Annotated in this window: 15 protein-coding genes and 1 tRNA gene; 9 read left to right on the top strand and 7 right to left on the bottom strand. The window is 73.3% G+C overall.

All coding sequences use genetic code 11. The features are described from left to right. Positions 1-15 precede the first annotated feature (15 nt). The 3 genes from ACWC5O_RS07285 to ACWC5O_RS07275 form a co-directional block, all read right to left on the bottom strand. The gene (locus tag ACWC5O_RS07285) at positions 16-1482 is read right to left on the bottom strand and encodes a cellulose binding domain-containing protein (protein ID WP_450580486.1); all 1467 of its coding nucleotides are present in this window, start codon (positions 1480-1482) and stop codon (positions 16-18) included. A 110-nt stretch (positions 1483-1592) separates the two neighbouring features. Further along, the gene (locus ACWC5O_RS07280) at positions 1593-2996 is read right to left on the bottom strand and encodes a sensor histidine kinase (protein WP_450580485.1); all 1404 of its coding nucleotides are present in this window, start codon (positions 2994-2996) and stop codon (positions 1593-1595) included. Continuing rightward, positions 2993-3712, bottom strand: coding sequence for a response regulator transcription factor (locus ACWC5O_RS07275; RefSeq protein ID WP_386580184.1), 720 nt, complete (start codon positions 3710-3712; stop codon positions 2993-2995). The genes ACWC5O_RS07280 and ACWC5O_RS07275 overlap by 4 nt, the downstream gene beginning before the upstream one ends. Positions 3713-3844: 132 nt before the next feature. On the opposite strand from ACWC5O_RS07275, the gene ACWC5O_RS07270 reads away from it, so the two are divergent. Continuing rightward, positions 3845-4351, top strand: a complete 507-nt coding sequence (locus ACWC5O_RS07270; protein WP_450580484.1) for a hypothetical protein — start codon at positions 3845-3847, stop codon at positions 4349-4351. Positions 4352-4454: 103 nt separating this feature from the next. Here the strand turns inward: ACWC5O_RS07270 and ACWC5O_RS07265 are convergent, their stop codons facing one another. Next, a complete protein-coding gene (locus ACWC5O_RS07265) occupies positions 4455-5324 on the bottom strand; it encodes a spermidine synthase (protein ID WP_450580483.1) in 870 nt (289 codons plus the stop codon). Between the two features lie 34 nt (positions 5325-5358). Further along, a complete protein-coding gene (locus ACWC5O_RS07260; RefSeq protein WP_450580482.1) occupies positions 5359-5778 on the bottom strand; it encodes a hypothetical protein in 420 nt (139 codons plus the stop codon). A gap of 265 nt (positions 5779-6043) precedes the next feature. On the opposite strand from ACWC5O_RS07260, the gene ACWC5O_RS07255 reads away from it, so the two are divergent. Next, positions 6044-7513 carry a hypothetical protein gene (locus ACWC5O_RS07255; protein WP_450580481.1) on the top strand — a complete coding sequence of 490 codons (1470 nt, stop codon included), beginning with the start codon at positions 6044-6046 and terminating at the stop codon, positions 7511-7513. A gap of 349 nt (positions 7514-7862) precedes the next feature. On the opposite strand, the gene ACWC5O_RS07250 is transcribed toward ACWC5O_RS07255, so the two are convergent. Next, complete coding sequence (locus tag ACWC5O_RS07250) at positions 7863-8459, bottom strand: histidine phosphatase family protein (RefSeq protein WP_450580480.1); 597 nt, start codon at positions 8457-8459, stop codon at positions 7863-7865. 179 nt (positions 8460-8638) lie between these two features. Between ACWC5O_RS07250 and ACWC5O_RS07245 the strand changes: the two genes are divergently transcribed. The 7 genes from ACWC5O_RS07245 (at position 8639) to ACWC5O_RS07215 (ending at position 15210) form a co-directional block, all read left to right on the top strand. Continuing rightward, complete coding sequence (locus ACWC5O_RS07245; RefSeq protein WP_450580479.1) at positions 8639-9583, top strand: phosphatase PAP2 family protein; 945 nt, start codon at positions 8639-8641, stop codon at positions 9581-9583. 1 nt (position 9584) lies between these two features. After that, positions 9585-10793, top strand: coding sequence for a hypothetical protein (locus ACWC5O_RS07240; protein ID WP_450580740.1), 1209 nt, complete (start codon positions 9585-9587; stop codon positions 10791-10793). Then, positions 10784-12385: a hypothetical protein gene (locus ACWC5O_RS07235; protein ID WP_450580478.1), complete on the top strand. Its 1602-nt coding sequence runs from the start codon at positions 10784-10786 to the stop codon at positions 12383-12385. The genes ACWC5O_RS07240 and ACWC5O_RS07235 overlap by 10 nt, the downstream gene beginning before the upstream one ends. 208 nt (positions 12386-12593) lie before the next feature. Then, positions 12594-13967 carry an AAA domain-containing protein gene (locus ACWC5O_RS07230; RefSeq protein WP_450580477.1) on the top strand — a complete coding sequence of 458 codons (1374 nt, stop codon included), beginning with the start codon at positions 12594-12596 and terminating at the stop codon, positions 13965-13967. A 121-nt stretch (positions 13968-14088) separates the two neighbouring features. Then, positions 14089-14460 carry a hypothetical protein gene (locus ACWC5O_RS07225; RefSeq protein WP_450580476.1) on the top strand — a complete coding sequence of 124 codons (372 nt, stop codon included), beginning with the start codon at positions 14089-14091 and terminating at the stop codon, positions 14458-14460. Positions 14461-14570: 110 nt separating this feature from the next. Further along, positions 14571-15146, top strand: coding sequence for a bifunctional DNA primase/polymerase (locus ACWC5O_RS07220; protein WP_450580475.1), 576 nt, complete (start codon positions 14571-14573; stop codon positions 15144-15146). Then, a tRNA-Lys gene (locus ACWC5O_RS07215) sits at positions 15137-15210 on the top strand. The genes ACWC5O_RS07220 and ACWC5O_RS07215 overlap by 10 nt, the downstream gene beginning before the upstream one ends. Positions 15211-15440: 230 nt before the next feature. Here the strand turns inward: ACWC5O_RS07215 and ACWC5O_RS07210 are convergent. Next, positions 15441-16655, bottom strand: coding sequence for a M6 family metalloprotease domain-containing protein (locus tag ACWC5O_RS07210; protein WP_450580739.1), 1215 nt, complete (start codon positions 16653-16655; stop codon positions 15441-15443). Positions 16656-16752: the final 97 nt, after the last annotated feature.

Here is a 16752-nt window from a genome sequence, read left to right as displayed (position 1 = left end):
CAGCACATCGCGCAACTAGTTGTACGCCCTGAACGCCTTCGAGAACGCGAACTTGTCCTGGGTGATCGAGCTGCACGTCGCGTCGGCGGTGGGCTTGGTGCCGCCGTCGCACTGCTTGTCGCGGGTCGCGGACCACATGGACAGCCCGCCGAGGCCCTTGGACTTGGCGAAGTTCACCAGCTGGGTGGCGTCGTCGACCTTGAAGACCTCGGAGGAGACGTCGTTGACGCCGATCATCGGGGTGACCGCGACCGCCTTCCAGGCAGCGGAGTCGGACAGCCCCAGCACGCTCTTGACCTGGGCCTGGGTGGCGGTCGCCGCCTGCTCGGCATAGGTGCCCATGTCGCCGCTGTAGGAGGGGCCGTAGTCCATCGCCATGATGTTGACGGTGTCGATCTTCACACCGTTGGACTTGGCGTTGGAGAGCAGGTTCACGCCGTCCTGGGTCAGGCCCTCGGGCATCACCGGGAGGGTGTAGGAGACGTCCAGGCCCGGGTGCTGGGCCTGGAGCTTGGCTATGGCCTGGGCGCGGCGGGTGTTGGCGGCCGTGTTGGGCAGCGCGCCGCCCTCGACGTCGAAGTCGACCTTGGTCAGCTTGAACGCGTCGACGACCTTGCCGTAGGCCGCGGCCAGCGCGTCCGCGGAGGAGCAGGTGGTGGCCAGTTCCGAGCCGGAGGCGCCGCCGAAGGAGACCCGGACGTCACCGCCCTTGGCGCGCAGGGAGCCGATCTGCGCGGCCACGCCGTCGCTGGTGACGTCCGTGACGCCACCCCACTTGGGGGTGCAGCCGCCGCCGTCGGTGATGAAGGCGAGGTTGAAGTTCTTCACGCCGGTCGCGTCGGCCGCGGCGAGCAGGTCGAAGGCCGGGTAGAGGGAGGTGTCGACGTAGGGCGCGAAGCCGGCGGAGGCGGTGGTGCCGCTGCCGGTGCTGCCGGTCGGCGTGGGCGTCGCGCTCTGGGTGGGGGTGGCGCTCCGGGTCGGAGTCGCGCTCTGGGTGGGGGTCGGGGCCGGCGACTGGGTCTGGGTCGGTCGGCCGCTCGGCTCGGGGGTCGCGCCGCCGTCCGCGGAGCAGCTCGTGTTGTCGATACGACAACCGGTGGGATCGGCGGCGCCGTTGACGACGAAGCCGACGGTGACCGACTTGCCGGGCGCGAGGCCCTCGGTGTCCCACTTGGCCGGCTTCACGGTGACGTGCTGCCCGCTCACGCTCGACTCGCCGTTCCACAGCGAGCCGAGCTTCGCGCCCGCGGGGAGGTCGAACTCCAGCGTCCAGGTCTTCTCCGCCTGGCCGCTGTTGTTGGTGACGACGTACTGCGCGGTGTAGCCGGTCGACCAGTCGCTGGTCTTGGTGTACGCGGCGTTCACGCCGGCCGCGTTCGCCGTGCCGGTCAGCAGGACCGCGCCGCCACCGACCACGGCCGCTGCCACCAGGCCGCCGATCGCCTTGTTCCTGCCACTGATCCTGCGCCGGTGCGTGCTCATGCGCGTGCCTGCCTTCGCTGTTCACGGGGGAGAGGTGCGGCAGCACGCTAGCGAGCGGGAATCGGACAAACGGCTTGATAGGGGCGGCTGTTGGGGAACTTATGGTGCCGTTAAGGAAGGGATCGGGGACGGTTAAAGGTCGAGACCAATTTGCCCGATCGGCGTCTCCGCACTGCCCCCCGGTGCCCCCTGCCCCCCGGCTTGCGCCCGTCCAGCTGGAACCAGATCCGCACCTCGGTGCCGCCCAGCACCGAGGAGCCGATGCGGACGTCGCCGCCGGTGGCCTCCGCGAGCCGGCGCACGATGTCGAGGCCGAGACCGGTCGAGCCCGCGCTGCCGGAGCCGCGGCCGCGGGCCATCGCCTCCTCGGGGTCGGGTATGCCGGGACCCGCGTCGGAGACCAGGACGATGACCGCGTCCTCGCCGTTGTGCAGGTCGACCGCGAAGGCGGTGCCCTCGGAGGTGTGCCGGAAGACGTTGCCGAGCAGCGCGTCCAGCGCGGCCGCCAGGTCGGCGCGGGCCACGGGTATGCGCACCGGCCGCTCCACTCCGGCCACCCGCCACTTGCGGCCCTCGTCCTCGGCGAGCGCGGACCAGAACTCCATGCGTTCGCGGACCACTTCGGCCGCGTCGCACCCGGCGCCGGGGCCGGCGGCCGCGGTCTGCGGCTTGGCCTCGCGGGCCGTACGGATGATGGTGTCGACCTCCCGCTCCAGCTGGGCGACGGCATCCCGGGTCTGGTCGGCGGCCGGACCGCCGCCCAGGGAGGCCGCGTTGAGCCGGAGCACGGTCAGCGGGGTGCGCAGCCGGTGCGAGAGGTCGGCCGCCAGCTCGCGCTCGTTCGCCATGAGCTGGACGACCTGGTCGGCCATGGAGTTGAACGCGACAGCCGCGAGTCTCAGTTCGTTCGGGCCCTCCTCGGGCACTCGGGCGCCCAGCTTGCCGTCGCCCAGTTCGTGCGCCTTCTCGACCAGCCGCTGCGCGGGCCGCACCATGCGCACCCCGAGCCGGTCGGCGACCGCGACCGAGCCGACGATCAGCGCGAGGCCGACGCCGGCGAGCACCGTCCAGGCCGTCCCGACGCCGTGGCCCACCTCGGACTCGGGGACGTACACCTCGACGACCGCGATCGCGCCGGAGCTGAGCGCGACCGGCTGCAGCAGCGTGGAGCCGCCGGTGACCGAGGTGGTGGAGGCGCGGCCCATCTTCCGTACGGCCTCGATGTCGCGGTGGGCGGCGCGCTGCCGGCCGAGGTCGAGCGCGGCCCGGCCGTCGGCGGCGGGCAGGTGCACGGCCATTCCGGAGTCGGCGCCGGCGGAGGCCACCACCCGCTCCAGCTTGTCCCGGTCGGTGGTGATGGACAGGGCGGGGGCGACCGCGGCGGCCTCGCGCTCGGCGTTGGAGAAGGCGCGGTCGCGGGCCATCTCCTTGACGACGAGGCCGAGCGGCACCGCGAAGGCGACCACGACCATCGTGGTGACCGCCAGGCACACCTTGACCAGGGCCCATCTCATCGCGGCGGCTCCCCTTCCCCGTCGGCGAGCACGGGCGGCTCCAGCTTCACGCCGACGCCCCGCAGGGTGTGCAGATAGCGCGGCCGGGCGGCCGTCTCCCCCAGCTTCCGGCGCAGCCAGGACAGATGGACGTCGATGGTCTGGTCGTCGCCGTAGGACTGCTGCCAGACCTCGGCGAGGAGTTCCTTGCGCGCCACCACGACACCGGGGCGGCCGGCGAGGAAGGCGAGCAGGTCGAACTCACGGCGGGTCAGGTCGAGCCGGACACCGTCCAGTTCGGCCTGGCGGCGCAGCGGGTCGACGGTCAGCCCGCCGACCCGGATGACGGGCGAGGGCGGGGCCTCCCCGCCGCCGGAGCGTGCTCGCCGCAGCACGGCCGCGATCCGCGCGGACAGGTGCTCGACCGAGAACGGCTTGGTCAGGTAGTCGTCCGCCCCGGCGTTGAGCAGCCGGACGATCTCCGCCTCGTCGTCCCGCGCGGTGGCGATGATGACGGGCACGTCGGTGATGCCGCGCAGCATCTTCAGGGCCTCGGAGCCGTCCAGGTCGGGCAGTCCGAGGTCCAGGATGACCACGTCGAAACGGAGATGGGCGACCTCGCGCAGCGCCTCCAGTGCCGTACCGACGCTGCGCACGGTGTGCGAGGCGTCGGTCAGATGCCGGATGAGCGCCGAGCGTACGAACTGGTCGTCCTCGACCACGAGCACACTTGCCATGCGCCGCACCGTACGCCATACGGCCGAGGCCGGTCGGAGCCTGTGGATAACTCGGGGACCCCGCGTCGCCGGCATGATCCAGAAGACACCCCCTGGTGCGCAGGCCGTACCCCTGAGGCAGTATGGCCCGCCATGCGCAGAGGACTCGTACACGTACTGGCGTGGCTGCTCGCTACGGGCGCGGCGGTCACGCTGTCGTGGTGGGGCGTGCACACGGTGATGGCCGGGACGGCGTACGACCCGCCGCGCGCCCTGCCGATCACGGCGGCGGACACGACCACGCAGCGCTCGAAGCCGCCTGCTCCGCCGAGCACACGGCCGTCCCCGTCGAAGAGCGGATCACCCGAATCACCGACCCCCACCCCCTCCCGGACACCGCCCGGCGGCACCACCCCGACGCGGTCCGCCACCGCCTCCGGCCAGGTCAAGGCCTACGACACCGACGGCGGCCGGGCGGTCTTCGACCTGGGCAGATCGAGCGCGACCCTCGTCTCGGCGACCCCGGGCACCGGCTGGTCGATGCAGGTGTGGAAGACGCAGACGTGGATCCGGGTGGAGTTCAGCAGCGGCGCGGACCGGGTGTCGGTGTTCTGCACCTGGCACGACGGGCCGCCGCATGTGGAGGTGGGCACGTACTGACGTCGCCCTGCGGACCGTCATCGGGCGAACACCACGGCCGGGAAGGCGGAGCTGTACGAACGCCATCTGCCGCTGCTGTCCCGAGGTTTGGACTTCCGGGCGGCTAACGGAACACCGAGGGCGGCGGGGCCGGGGAGGCCACCGCCGCCTCGTCCGTCACGGGGGTGGCGCCGCCGGTGAAGTCGAGGAGCTGCCTGCCGTGTTCGACGCGGGCGGGGTGCGGGTCGGAGGCGGCTCGGCGGGTGAGTTCGGGGAGCGGGAGCGGGAGGTCGGAGGCGGCCAGGATGGCGTTGCCGAAGCGCTTGCCGCGCAGCACGGCCGGGTCCGCGATCAGGGCGAGCTCCGGGAAGCGGGCGGCGGCGGTGGCGATCTGGCCGCGCAGATGGGCGAGCGGCGGGCCGTCGGCGAGGTTGGCGGCGTAGACGCCGGAGGGCTTCAGCGCCCGGCGGACCTCGTCCAGGAACTCGGTGGAGGTGAGGTGGGCGGGGGTCCGGGCGCCGCTGAAGACATCGGCGACGACCAGGTCGGCCCAGCCGTCCGGCACCTTGGCCAGCCCCTCGCGGGCGTCCGCCGTCCGCACCCGGATCCGGGCGTTCGGATCCAGCGGCAGCTCGCGGCGGACCAGTTGGACGAGGGCCGCGTCCCGCTCGACGACCTGCTGGGTGGAGCGGGGGCGGGTGGCCGCGACGTACCGGGCGAGGGTGAGGGCGCCGCCGCCGAGGTGCACCGCCTGCACCGGCTTGCCGGGCGGGGCAACGAGGTCGATGACGTGGCCGATGCGGCGCTGGTACTCGAAGGAGAGGTACGCCGGATCGTCCAGGTCGACGTGCGACTGGGGCGCACCGTCGATCAGCAGCGTCCAGGCGCGGCCGCGGTCCGGGTCGGGTACGAGCTGTGCGAGCCCGCCGTCGACCGTTTCCACCACGGCCTCGACGGCGGCCGACCTGCGCCGGTTGTTCCTGGACCTGCCCACCGGTCCATTTTCGCAGCTGCCGCGGCCGCCCGCTTCACCGGCAGCTGTCGGCCGCCTCGATCAGCCGGGCCGCCTCCCCGAGGGCCCGGCGCAGCACCACCGGATCGGTCGCGAGGTCGGCCTCGCCGGGCGGCAGCAGCCAGTCCGAACCCTCCACCGGCGGCTCCGGGGCGAGCCGCAGCCCCCGCCCGTTCGTCTCGGTGCACGTGCTGCCCGGTACGTCCCAACAGGCGGCGGTGCCCGCCGGCACCAGGAAGCCGAGGGTGTCGCCTCCGTCGTCGTGCAGGACGGGCCCCACCGCTTCCCCGGCCCCCCGCCGCAGGATGTCGACCGCCTCCAGCCCCTGCCGGGTCGGCACCGTCACGAGGTCGCACGCCGCGTCGCCCGCCGCCTTCGACGGCGCCGCAGCCGGCGTGTCCGACATACGAGGTTCGTTGCTCTGGCTGGTCTCCATGCCGGCCTCCACCACGCTGCCCTCTTGCAGTCCAGGGAGTCCAACGCGTGAGCGCGTCAACGGCTACGGCACAAGTGCGCCGCAAAGGATGGCACTTCATGGCAGATCGTGGAGGAGATATCCGGTTTGTAGCCAAACACAGCGTGGCGGGTCCGACACAGCAGGTACGTTCTTGCTCGCCGGGACCAGGGTGTCACACGGACAACTCAGCCCGAATCCACCCCGGATCCGGCATGGTTCGACGGTTCGCACGAGAGGACCGGCCATGGCGTCGTCAACCGAGACCTCGTCACAGCCCGAACGGCCACCCCGGCCGAACCTCGCCTTCCGGCAGCTGCGCGGCCGGCGCTCACCGGCCGAGTTCGCGGCACTGGTGCGGCGGGCCGCCCGCGAGATCGGCGAGCGGGTGAGCTGTGACGCGCGCTACGTCGGCAGGGTCGAGGCGGGTGAGATCCGCTGCCCGAACTACGCGTACGAACGGGTGTTCCTGCACATGTTCCCCGGCCGCACGCTCACCGATCTCGGCTTCTCGCCGCGCTCCTCCGTCCGCGGACGCGCGGCGCGTACGCCCGGGGACACGCCCCCGGCGTTCGGTACCGCTGAGACGCGGGGGGTCTGCGAGCCGTATGACACGCCGGACCGGTACGACCCGCAGGACCCGCACGACCCGCACGAGCCGTACGAGAACGACCACCTGAACCACGAGGAGAGCGACGTGCTGCGTCGCGCATTCATGACCGGCGGAGGCGCCACGGTCGCCGCCGCCACGATGGGCCCGTTGCGGCTCACCACCGACGGCGTGGCGGCGGCCCGGCCGCTGCGCCGCGCCGGAATCCCCGAGGCGGCCGCCCTGGAGGAAGCCGTCCGCCGCATCCGGCTGCTCGACGACCGGCACGGCGCGGACGGCCTGTACCGGCGCGCGGCAGCGCCGCTGCGCGCCGCCTACGCACTCCTGGACGCCGGTGCGACCCGGCAGACGACCGCCGAGCGGCTGCACTCGGGCGCCGGTGAACTCGCCATCTCCGTGGGCTGGCTGGCCCACGACTCCGGGCGCTTCGACGACGCCCGCTCGCACTACGCGGAGGCGCTCGCGACCGCCCGGATGACCGGCGACGCCGGTCTGGAGGCCCACGCCTTCTGCAACACGGCATTCCTGGCCCGCGACGCCGGCCGCCCCCGCGAGGCGGTGCGCGCCGCGCAGGCGGCCCAGCGCGCCGCCCGCCCCCTGGGCTCCGCCCGGCTGATGTCCCTGCTCGCCCTGCGTGAGGCGGGCGGCTGGGCGGGGCTCGCCGACCGCACCGGCTGCGAACAGGCACTGGCCCGGGCCCAGGCCCTCTTCGAGCGGGGCCACTCGGACGCCGACCCCGAGTGGATGAGCTTCTACGGAGAGGCCGAGCTGGAGGGGCTGGAGGCGCAGTGCTGGTCGACGCTGGGCGACTGGCGGCGGGCGTCCCGCCACGCCCGCCGGGCGGCGGGCCTCCAGGATCCCCACTTCACCCGCAACATCGCCCTGTACACCGCCGAACTGGCCGACGACCTGGCCCGCGGGGGTCGTCCCGACGAGGCGGCGCAGGCGGCGATGAGTGTCCTCGACCTGCTGGACCAGGTGCAGTCGTCCCGCATCCAGACGATGCTGGCGGGGACGGCGCGAGTGTTGCTGCCGCACCGGCGGGCGTCGGGGGTGTCGGACTTCCTGGACCGTCATGCGTCGTTGCCGCGGGCGGGGCGGGCGTAGAAACGGGGCTGTCGGGTCCGTCGCCGGGTGCGGGTGAGTGGGGGCCGGCCGCGCCCACGCGGCGCAGCCGCATGTCGATACAGCCCCGCGCCCCTGGGGAGTTGCGGTGCCGTCGGCCGCACAGGCGCCATAGCCGCGCAGCCGCGGACGGCAGCGGCCCGACCGTCCCCACATGGCCGCGGGCAGTCGTGCCGCTAGGCCCTGTCGTCAAACTCTCGTCTGCCGCGCTTCGGGCGGACGACGGGAGTCTGACGACAGGACCTAGGGGCGGCACGGGTGCGCGCAGCGGCATCCTGCCGGCGCCGGGAAGCGGACCCACCCCCGCCCAGCCACAGCGCCGGGCAACCCGTCAGCCCGCCAAGTGCCCCAGGTCGTTCCAGCTCTCGATGGCCGGCTCCCCGTACGCCCAGCCCAGCACCGACAGCGAGGTCGGGTTCAGCCGTATACGGGCGGCGAAGTCCAGCGGCAGCCCGAGCCACCGCGCGCCGATGGACCGCAGCATGTGCCCGTGGGCGAAGACCAGCACGTCACGGTCGGCCGACCGGGCCCACGCCACGACCTCGTCCGCGCGCGCGGTGACCTCGGCGATGCTCTCCCCCTCGGGGACACCGTCCCGCCAGATCAGCCATCCCGGCCGCACGGCCTGGATCTCGGCGGGCGTCATGCCCTCGTACGCGCCGTAGTCCCACTCCATGAGTGTGTCCCAGGACTCGGCCCGCTCCCCGAACCCGGCCAGCTCGCACGTCTCACGCGCGCGTGCCAGCGGACTGGTCCGCACCTCGACACCCGGCAGCCCGTCCAGCGGAGCGCGATGCAGCCGCTCGCCGAGCAGTTTGGCCCCGCGCCGGCCCTCCTCCAGGAGCGGTACGTCGGTCCTGCCGGTGTGCTTGCCGGACAGCGACCATTCCGTCTGTCCGTGCCGGGCCAGCAGGATGCGCGGTGCCATGGGAGACCTTTCCGGAAGGAGGGAGGGGTCCCTCCATCATCGCTCACTCAGGGCAGGGGCAACCCGCCGGGAGATCCCGGCGTCTTTGAGGGCTGAAGCGCCCGCATGGCCGGGATATGGACCACGTAAAGTGACACGGTCGCCCGCCGGGGCGAACAGCAGAAGGGGGAGGGCATCGGATGCCGCAGACCGAGACACCGGGCACCGAGGTGGCCCCGCGAACCCGGCTGCGGTGGTGGACCGAGCTGCCCCTGATCCTGCTGGTCTACGGCTGCTACTCGGCCGGCCGGCTCCTCGCGCGGGGTGACGTCTCCTCCGCCGTCGACCACGGTCTGGCGCTCCTGCGCATCGAGAAGGCCCTGCACCTGAACGCCGAGCACCCGCTCAACCGGCTGTTCACGCGCGAGGCGTGGCTCGGCGTACCGGCCGACTTCTGGTACGCCTCGCTGCACTACCTGGTCACGCCCGCCATCCTCGTCTGGCTGTTCCGGACCCGCGCCGGGCACTACCGGGTGGCCCGCACCTGGCTGATGACCTCCACGTTCATAGGCCTGATCGGCTTCACCCTGCTGCCCACCTGCCCGCCCCGGCTGCTCGCCGACGGCCACGGCTTCGTCGACACGATGGCCCAGTACAGCTCGTACGGCTGGTGGGGCGGCGAGGCCAGCGCGCCGCGCGGCATGGGCGGCATGACCAACCAGTACGCGGCGATGCCGAGCCTGCACGTGGGATGGGCCCTGTGGTGCGGGATCATGCTGTGGCGGCACGGCGGCACCCGCCTCACCAAGGTCCTCGGTGTCGTCTACCCGCTGGTGACCGCGATCGTCGTCATGGGCACCGCCAACCACTACTTCCTGGACGCGGTCGCGGGCGTCGCCGTGATGGGCGTGGGTCTGCTGCTCACGCCGCACGTGATGCGCGGTGCGGATCTGCTGCGGGCCCGCTTCAACCCCCGTACCCCAGCGGTCCCGTCGGGCACGGGTTCCCCGATTGTCAGTGACGGATGCCAGACTTCCGCGGGTGAGCGAATTCCACGGCAGCGCGAGTCGCAGCTCGCATCCGCAGCCGAGCCGGACGGCTCCCCCCGCGACGCAGGGGAAGAGGCTCCGGCAGCGGCTCGCTGAGCTGCGCGGTCCCGACGTACCGGCCAAGGCCCTGGACGCGCGCGCCCTCGCGGCGCTCGCCGCGAACCCCGGGTGCCGCAGGCGGGCGATCCTGGACGGCGCCGGAGTGGACAAGGCGGCGCTGGCCGGCGCGCTGGGCGCGCCCTCCGGCTTCGGGCAGTCGCAGTTCGCGCTGACCCGGGGCAACGCGTTCGAGGCGCGGGTGAAGGCGGACGGCGGCGCCGAGCTGCTGCGGCTGGTCCACGCACGGCTGGACCCGGGCGCCGAGCAGCCCGCCGGGGCGGCCGTCCCCGACCTGTCCGCGCACGGCCCCGAGGGGCGTACGGCCCGTACCGCGCTGGCGCTGCGCGAGGCCGTGGCGGCGGGCGGCTGGACGCTGCTCGACCACCCGATGCTGGCGCTGGACGTGGCGGGCTCGCTCGCGTTCCTGGAGCCGGACGCGGTGGTGGTGCACCCGGACGGCAGCTGGACCGTCGTGGAGATCAAGTCCTTCCCGATGCTGGACGGTTCGGCCGACCCGGCGAAGGTGGGCGCGGCCGCCCGGCAGGCGGCGGTGTACGTACTGGCCCTGGAGGAGGTCGCGGCCCGTCTCGGCGCGGAGCCGGAGGGGCACGCCGGTGCCGAGGGGGCGAGCACGCAAAGGCCCGAAGGGCTGAGCACGGTCGCCTCCTCGACACCGGCTGAGGCGCCCCCCAGGCGCGGCGCCCAAGAAGGCGCCCCGGCCCCTCGGGTACGGCACCAGGTACTGCTGGTGTGCCCGAAGGACTTCTCCAACCTGGCCACCGCCTCGGCCGTGGACGTGCGCAAGCAGCGCGCGGTCACCGCCCGCCAGCTGGCCCGGCTCACCCGCGTCGAGGAGATCGCCGACGCACTCCCCGAGGGCGTGTGCTTCGCACCGGACCGCCCGGCCGAGGAGCTGACGGCGGCCGTCGAGGCCGTCCCGGCGGCGTACGCGCCCGAGTGCCTGTCGGCCTGCGAACTGGCCTTCCACTGCCGGGAACGCTCCCGCGCGGCGGATGCCGTGACCCGCCTCGGCCGCCCCCTGCGGGCCGAACTGGGCGGCCTGACCACGGTCGAGGACGTCCTCGCGGCGGCCCGCGGCGAGCGCGGCGACCCCGACGACCCGACGGTGGCCGCCCTGCGCCGGGCGGCGACCCTGCGCGCGGAGGCACTCGCCACGGCCGGCCGGGCGGTGGCCCCGTGTCCCTGATCGCCACCCTGGCCCGGCTCGAGGCCGTCAGCACCGGTCGCGCCCAGCCGGCCGCGACCGTCCGCCACCGGCATCTGTCCGAGCGGCCCCTGGTGTTCGTGCCGCTCACCACCGCCGGTGAGGCCGGCGCCCCGCTCGGCGCGCTGGTCGGCACCGACCGGGACGCACCCCGGCTGCTGGTCGTACCCCAGCCGCGCGACCGGGACCTGCGGTTCGCGTACCTCGCGGAGCTGGCCGACGTCGTCCTGCCGTACCTCGACTCCTACGCGCAGGACGTCGAGGCGGCCGAGCGCAACGAGACCGACCCGGAGACCGGCAAGCGGGTCAAGGTCGAGGTCGAGCTGTGCACCGACGCGCCCCAGCTGATCGTGCCGAGCCGCGCGGGCCTGGACTTCGTACGGCTGCTCGGCCGCTCCATGCGCTTTCGCCGCACCGCCGAGCAGGACCCGGAGACGCCGCACCCCGCGCCGCCCCGCATCCCCCTGCTGGGCCGCTGGCTCACCCACTACGGCGAGCGGGCCCGCGTCCCCGGCTCCTCGCTGCTCCTGGCCCTGACCGACGTGCTGTCCCGGCACTGGGCGACCGGCCAGTCCAGCCTGGAGGACCAGCATCTGGGCGCGCTGCTCGCCTGGATCGACCCTCCCGGGGACGGCTCCGGCGCCGAGGCCGCCCACCGGGCCGAACTCGCCCGGGATTCCGATGGCCAGCTGTTGTGCCCGCCGGCCGGCCCGGCCACCGATCCGGCGTTCGACAACAAGCTCCTGGCCCCGGCCATCGAGCGCTACGACCGCGCGCGCGGCGCGCTGGCCGCCGCCGAGGACGCCCTGGAGGCGGACGACCGGCTGGCCGCGCTCACCGCGGCCGAGCGGGAGATCCGCGACCTGGTCGAGAGCCGCACCCGGCCCACCTGGGACGCGGTGTGGCGGGGCCTGGACCTGCTGCGGGCGCTGCCGGAGGGGGCGCGTGTCGAGGAGCGGTGGACCCGGGACCGCTGGTCGTTCACCGGCCACCGGGACCGGGTCGTGGCGGGCGAGCCCCCGCAGCCACGCCGCGACGACGCGGTGACGGCGGCGAACAAGCTGGCCACGCGCGAGCGTGAGCAGGCCCGGCTGGAGGCGCAGGAAGCCCTGGACGACCCGCTGGTGATGGCCGGGCGGCGGCTGGCCGGGGAGGCCTTCGCGGGCGAGGTGACCGATGTCGTCATGGCGTACAGCGAGGGCAAGCGGCCGAGCCCGCGCCCGCTGGTGACGGTCCGCACGGACGACCGGCCGCATCTGGCGGAGCGCGCGAAGGTCTACCGCTCGCTGGGCGGCAAGCCGCAGGCCGCGGAGTTCGTCGGACACGAGGGCTCGGCGGACGAGGGCGTGCTCGTCCTGCGGATCGTGGACAAGATGGGCCGGGGCAAGGAGCCCGAGCCCGGTTCGGTGCCGGAGAAGGGCGACGCGCTCTGCTTCACCCTCTTCGAGCACGAGCAGCGCGGCGGCGCGAAGCTGCCCGACCCGGAGGAGACCCCGTGGACGCACGGCGGCCCGCCGGACGAGGCCGCCGTGCCCGAAATCGCCGACCCCGTGACCGAGGAGGACGTCCTTTGAACCCTCCCCCTCGCGAGCGAGCAGGATTCCTGGCTCACGCCGCTCGATCCCTCAGCGAGAGATCGAGTCTTCCGCGATCAGCACCAGCCGGGTTGGAACCAGCCCGGTTTCCCCAGAGATTGGAGGTTGCTGTGCCGGCTTGGTTCTCGCGCAGCACACGGCGACGCCACCATCCGTCACTCGACTGGCACAACCGGTGACGGGTCGCATGCACGGAGCCCCGCCTGACCCCGGTACGGCCGCCGCACAGGCCACCGAAGCGATCCTCCACGACACCCTGCAGGGCACCGAGCGGGGTGTGGTCGTCGACTCCCCGCCCGGCGCCGGCAAGTCCACCCTGGTGGTCCGCGCGGCTCTGGAGCTCGCCGGCGCCGGGCGCCCGTTGATGGTGGTCGCACAGACGAACGCCCAGGTGGACGACCTGGTGCTGCGGCTCGCCGCGAAGAACCCCGAGCTGCCGGTGGGCCGGCTGCACAGCAGTGACACGGACCCCTACGACAAGGCGCTGGACGACCTGCCGCAGGTCCGCACGTCGGCGAAGGCGGCCGAGCTGACCGGTCTCCCGGTCGTCCTGTCCACGGCCGCGAAGTGGGCGCACGTCAAGGTGGACGAGCCGTGGCGGCATGCGATCGTCGACGAGGCGTACCAGATGCGCTCGGACTCCCTGCTGGCCGTGGCGGGCCTGTTCGAGCGGGCGCTGTTCGTGGGCGACCCGGGCCAGCTGGACCCGTTCGCGATCGTGGGCAGCGAGCAGTGGGCGGGCCTGTCGTACGACCCCTCGGCCTCGGCGGTCACCACCCTTCTGGCCCACAACCCGGGCCTGCCCCAGCACCGGCTCCCGGTCTCCTGGCGCCTCCCGGCCTCCGCGGCCCCGCTGGTCTCGGACGCCTTCTACCCCTACACCCGGTTCCGCAGCGGCACCGGCCCCGACGACCGCCACCTCGCCTTCGCCGTCCCCTCCGACGGCTCGGGCCCGGACCGGGTGATCGACGAGGCGGCGGAATCCGGCTGGGGCCTGCTGGAGCTGCCCGCCCGGCACACCCCGCGCACGGACCCGGAGGCGGTCCGGGCGGTGGCGACGGTCGTACGACGCCTGCTGGACCGCGAGGGCGCGGCCGTCTCGGAACGCCCCCCGTCTCAACTCAGTTCGACCGGGGGGACGCTCATCCCGGCTCCCTCGCCCCTCACCCCCGACCGCATCGCCGTCGGCACGGCCCACCGCGACCAGGCGGCGGCGGTCCGCTCGGCGCTGGCGGAGCTGGGCGTCACGGACGTCACCGTCGACACGGCCAACCGCCTCCAAGGCCGCGAGTACGACGTCACGGTCGTCCTCCACCCCCTCTCCGGCCGCCCCGACGCCACCGCCTTCCACCTGGAGACCGGCCGCCTGTGCGTCCTGGCCTCCCGCCACCGCCACGCCTGCATCGTGGTCTGCCGCGCGGGCGTCAGCGACCTCCTGGACGACTACCCGTCCACGGAACCGGTCCAGCTGGGGACGCTGGTGAAGTTTCCTGATGGCTGGGAGGCGAATCACGCGGTGCTGGCGCACTTGGCGGAACATCGCGTGAGCTGGCGGCCTTGAGTCTCTTGGTGTGCACGCGGGACTTCCGGAGACACTGAGGTCCCCTTGCATCGCGCGAGACAATGGAGGGTGGCCCACCTGAAGGCGGCGCCCACCGAACCGTACGAGGAGGAGACGAGACATGGCGGAGCCCACGCCGCGTCGGCATGAACCGCGGCTACGCCCCGCGCCCCTGATCTTCGAGCCCGCGGAGGCGGCCTCCGATCCCGAGCATTTCTTCGACCTGGAGTCGATGGAGGATCCGGGCGCGCTGCTGGCGCGGGCGACGGAACTGGCCCTGGCCTTCCAGGCGGCGGCCGACCGGGCGGTGGAGTTCCAGGCCGTCGCGGCGGCCCAGCTCGCCGACCCGGGCCGGTTCGACCGGCTGACCCCGGCGGACATCGCCGAGCGGGCGGAGTGGACCGAGGACTACGCGAAGAAGATGGTGGAGTTCGGGCGGGACCTGCTGCGCGGCGCCGACACGGAGGGCCGCAGTCCCGTCGACCCCGTCTAGCCGCGGCTGGCATATGCCAGGCGGGCAAGATACTCCTCCCCACCCGCTCCTGTCCCGGTTTTCCGCAACCCAGGAGAACCGCGTGCTCACGGCCGGTACATGTAATTGGCATGAGCTGCACACCGCATGTCACCTGTGCCACTGCCGACGGAGCCGCGTGGCTGGCCTCGGCAGGAACGTATCCGCGAAGCATGCTCGCCCTGTGGCAGGAACGCCCGGACGCCCCGCTGGTCCTCCCCTGCGGCGGCGTCTTCGACGTGGTGAGCGCCCCGGCCGTCTTCGGCCGCCGGATGCTGGACCGCTTATGGGACGAGGGGCCGGGCTCCGGGCCGGTCGCGGTGTTCCGAGGCCGCATGCTGCTGTTCGCCGCGCCGGGCACGGCCCACCGGCTGCCCTCGCTGCTGGGCTGGGAGGAGTGGGGGTCCCACCGCACGGAGGCGGTACCGCCGCTGCTCTGCCACGGCACGGGAGACGCGGTGACCGTCCCCGCCCTGTCCGGCGACGGCTCCCCCGCCCCCGGCGGCTCCCGCTGGCTGGTCGCGCCGGACACCCGTCACCCCTGGCTGCCGGGCCCCGAGGTCCTGCTCTGGGCAGCCGTACGAGCGGCCCGCGCGGCCGTACGGATATCGATTTTTCCTCCCGGCGACCAGGATGCTAAGGTCTACGACGTCAGCAGGCGCCGCTAGCTCAGTTGGTTAGAGCAGCTGACTCTTAATCAGCGGGTCCGGGGTTCGAGTCCCTGGCGGCGCACGATGACGATGGCGAGGCGTGTTCGCGGAAAGTGCGAACCTCCTCGCCATCTCTGTTTCTACGCGGCTTCGCCGCGCGTCATGGGGCTCCGCCACCCACACGCCCGGACGACGGCGGGTCGGTTCGAAAGAATCCGGCCCGCCGTTTTCGTATACACGAGCGTCACAGAAGGCTAAATCAGCCAAGCCCCCCAGAAGGCGGAATCCAGCCAGGCCCCGCAGGCGACGGGATCAGCCTTCCAGCCCCGGCGTGATCTTCACCGTCCACGCCCCGGACGCCGTCCGTCCCTCCACCTCCACCTTCACGCCCTCCTCGGGCACCGTGAAGCTCTCCCCGAGGGAGACCGGGGCGTCGGCCAGGGGTGGGTAGACCGAGTTCTCCCAGCACGCCTCGCTGCGCGGGTGGGCGTCCACCACCTCGACCGGACCGCCGCCGGACTCCGCGCCACCGCGCACCCGGTACACCAGGACGCCCTGCCGGCAGCCCGCACGGTCGTTGCCCGCCGGACCGCGCGCCTCGAAGGCCAGGACACTGTCCGCGCCGGTGCGCACCACCGCCAGCTTGGGGCCATGCCCCAGGCCGAAGGCCGGGGCACCGGCCGTGCCCTGCCCCGGGATACCCGGGCCCGCCGCCAGCGGCTCCAGGGTCAGCCGGGTCGGCCCCGCACCCCGCACGCACACCACCTGGCGCGGATCCAGCCAGCCCAGCTTCCACTTGTGCCAGGCGAACAGGTCCGGGGACAGCCCGAACTGGCTCCCCATCAGGTCCCAGTCGCCGACGTAGGTGTCCCAGTCGCCCTTGCCGTCGACCGGGCGGTGATAGAGGTCGGGGAGGTCGAAGACGTGGCCGGTCTCGTGGGCGAGGACCAGCCGGTCGGGCGGATGCCTCTCGAACACCGTGACGACCCGGCGCACGTCCGTGCCGTCCACGTGCATGGGGGTGTCGAGGTTGACGACCTTCGTCGCGTCCGAGTCGACGCCGGGCGCGTCCGGGTCGGCGACGAAGTAGACGACGTCGTAGCGGGAGAAGTCGACCTCCTTGTCGGCCGCGGCGAACGCGTCGCGCAGATAGGCGGCGCGGTCATCGGCGCTCCAGTCGCGCTTCATGGCGTACGAGACCGATGACTGCGGCATGCGCAGCCAGTGGTCGAGCGGGTGCGGGCGCAGCGTGAACCGGCCGTACGAGGCCTGTTCGAAGAAGCGGCTGGTGGCCGGGAAGTGGTCGGCGGTCAGCTCGGCGGGGGTGGTGCGGGGGGTGGCGTCCGGGAAGGACAGGAAGATCATGACGGCGTCGAGCGTGCCGACCGGGCGGGTGTATTCGGGGTTCCAGCTGTCCACGCCCTCCGAGTGGTGGGCCTCGCTGCGGTGCAGGGCACAGGGGACCGTCGAGAAGGGTTCGGCGACCGACGGGCCGGTGAGGATCGAGGTCGCGGCGAGCGCCGACATCGTGGTGAACACGGCGGCGGTGCTGCGCAGCTTGGGCACGAAAGGACCTCCGGACGCGGTTCGCGGGACACCGAATCCAGATTGTGGTAGTTCATTA

It is taken from the genome of Streptomyces sp. NPDC001450, assembly GCF_053597295.1.
This window is presented reverse-complemented; position numbering and strand designations above follow the sequence as displayed.

What these genes read in the sequence shown, in the direction of transcription:
- ACWC5O_RS07285 (WP_450580486.1), bottom strand. Translation starts at nt 1,482, where the DNA reads ATGAGCACGCACCGGCGCAGGATCAGTGGCAGGAACAAGGCGATCGGC.
- ACWC5O_RS07280 (WP_450580485.1), bottom strand. Translation starts at nt 2,996, where the DNA reads ATGAGATGGGCCCTGGTCAAGGTGTGCCTGGCGGTCACCACGATGGTC.
- ACWC5O_RS07275 (WP_386580184.1), bottom strand. Translation starts at nt 3,712, where the DNA reads ATGGCAAGTGTGCTCGTGGTCGAGGACGACCAGTTCGTACGCTCGGCG.
- ACWC5O_RS07270 (WP_450580484.1), top strand. Translation starts at nt 3,845, where the DNA reads ATGCGCAGAGGACTCGTACACGTACTGGCGTGGCTGCTCGCTACGGGC.
- ACWC5O_RS07260 (WP_450580482.1), bottom strand. Translation starts at nt 5,778, where the DNA reads ATGGAGACCAGCCAGAGCAACGAACCTCGTATGTCGGACACGCCGGCT.
- ACWC5O_RS07255 (WP_450580481.1), top strand. Translation starts at nt 6,044, where the DNA reads ATGGCGTCGTCAACCGAGACCTCGTCACAGCCCGAACGGCCACCCCGG.
- ACWC5O_RS07250 (WP_450580480.1), bottom strand. Translation starts at nt 8,459, where the DNA reads ATGGCACCGCGCATCCTGCTGGCCCGGCACGGACAGACGGAATGGTCG.
- ACWC5O_RS07245 (WP_450580479.1), top strand. Translation starts at nt 8,639, where the DNA reads ATGCCGCAGACCGAGACACCGGGCACCGAGGTGGCCCCGCGAACCCGG.
- ACWC5O_RS07230 (WP_450580477.1), top strand. Translation starts at nt 12,594, where the DNA reads ATGCACGGAGCCCCGCCTGACCCCGGTACGGCCGCCGCACAGGCCACC.
- ACWC5O_RS07225 (WP_450580476.1), top strand. Translation starts at nt 14,089, where the DNA reads ATGGCGGAGCCCACGCCGCGTCGGCATGAACCGCGGCTACGCCCCGCG.
- ACWC5O_RS07220 (WP_450580475.1), top strand. Translation starts at nt 14,571, where the DNA reads ATGAGCTGCACACCGCATGTCACCTGTGCCACTGCCGACGGAGCCGCG.
- ACWC5O_RS07210 (WP_450580739.1), bottom strand. Translation starts at nt 16,655, where the DNA reads ATGTCGGCGCTCGCCGCGACCTCGATCCTCACCGGCCCGTCGGTCGCC.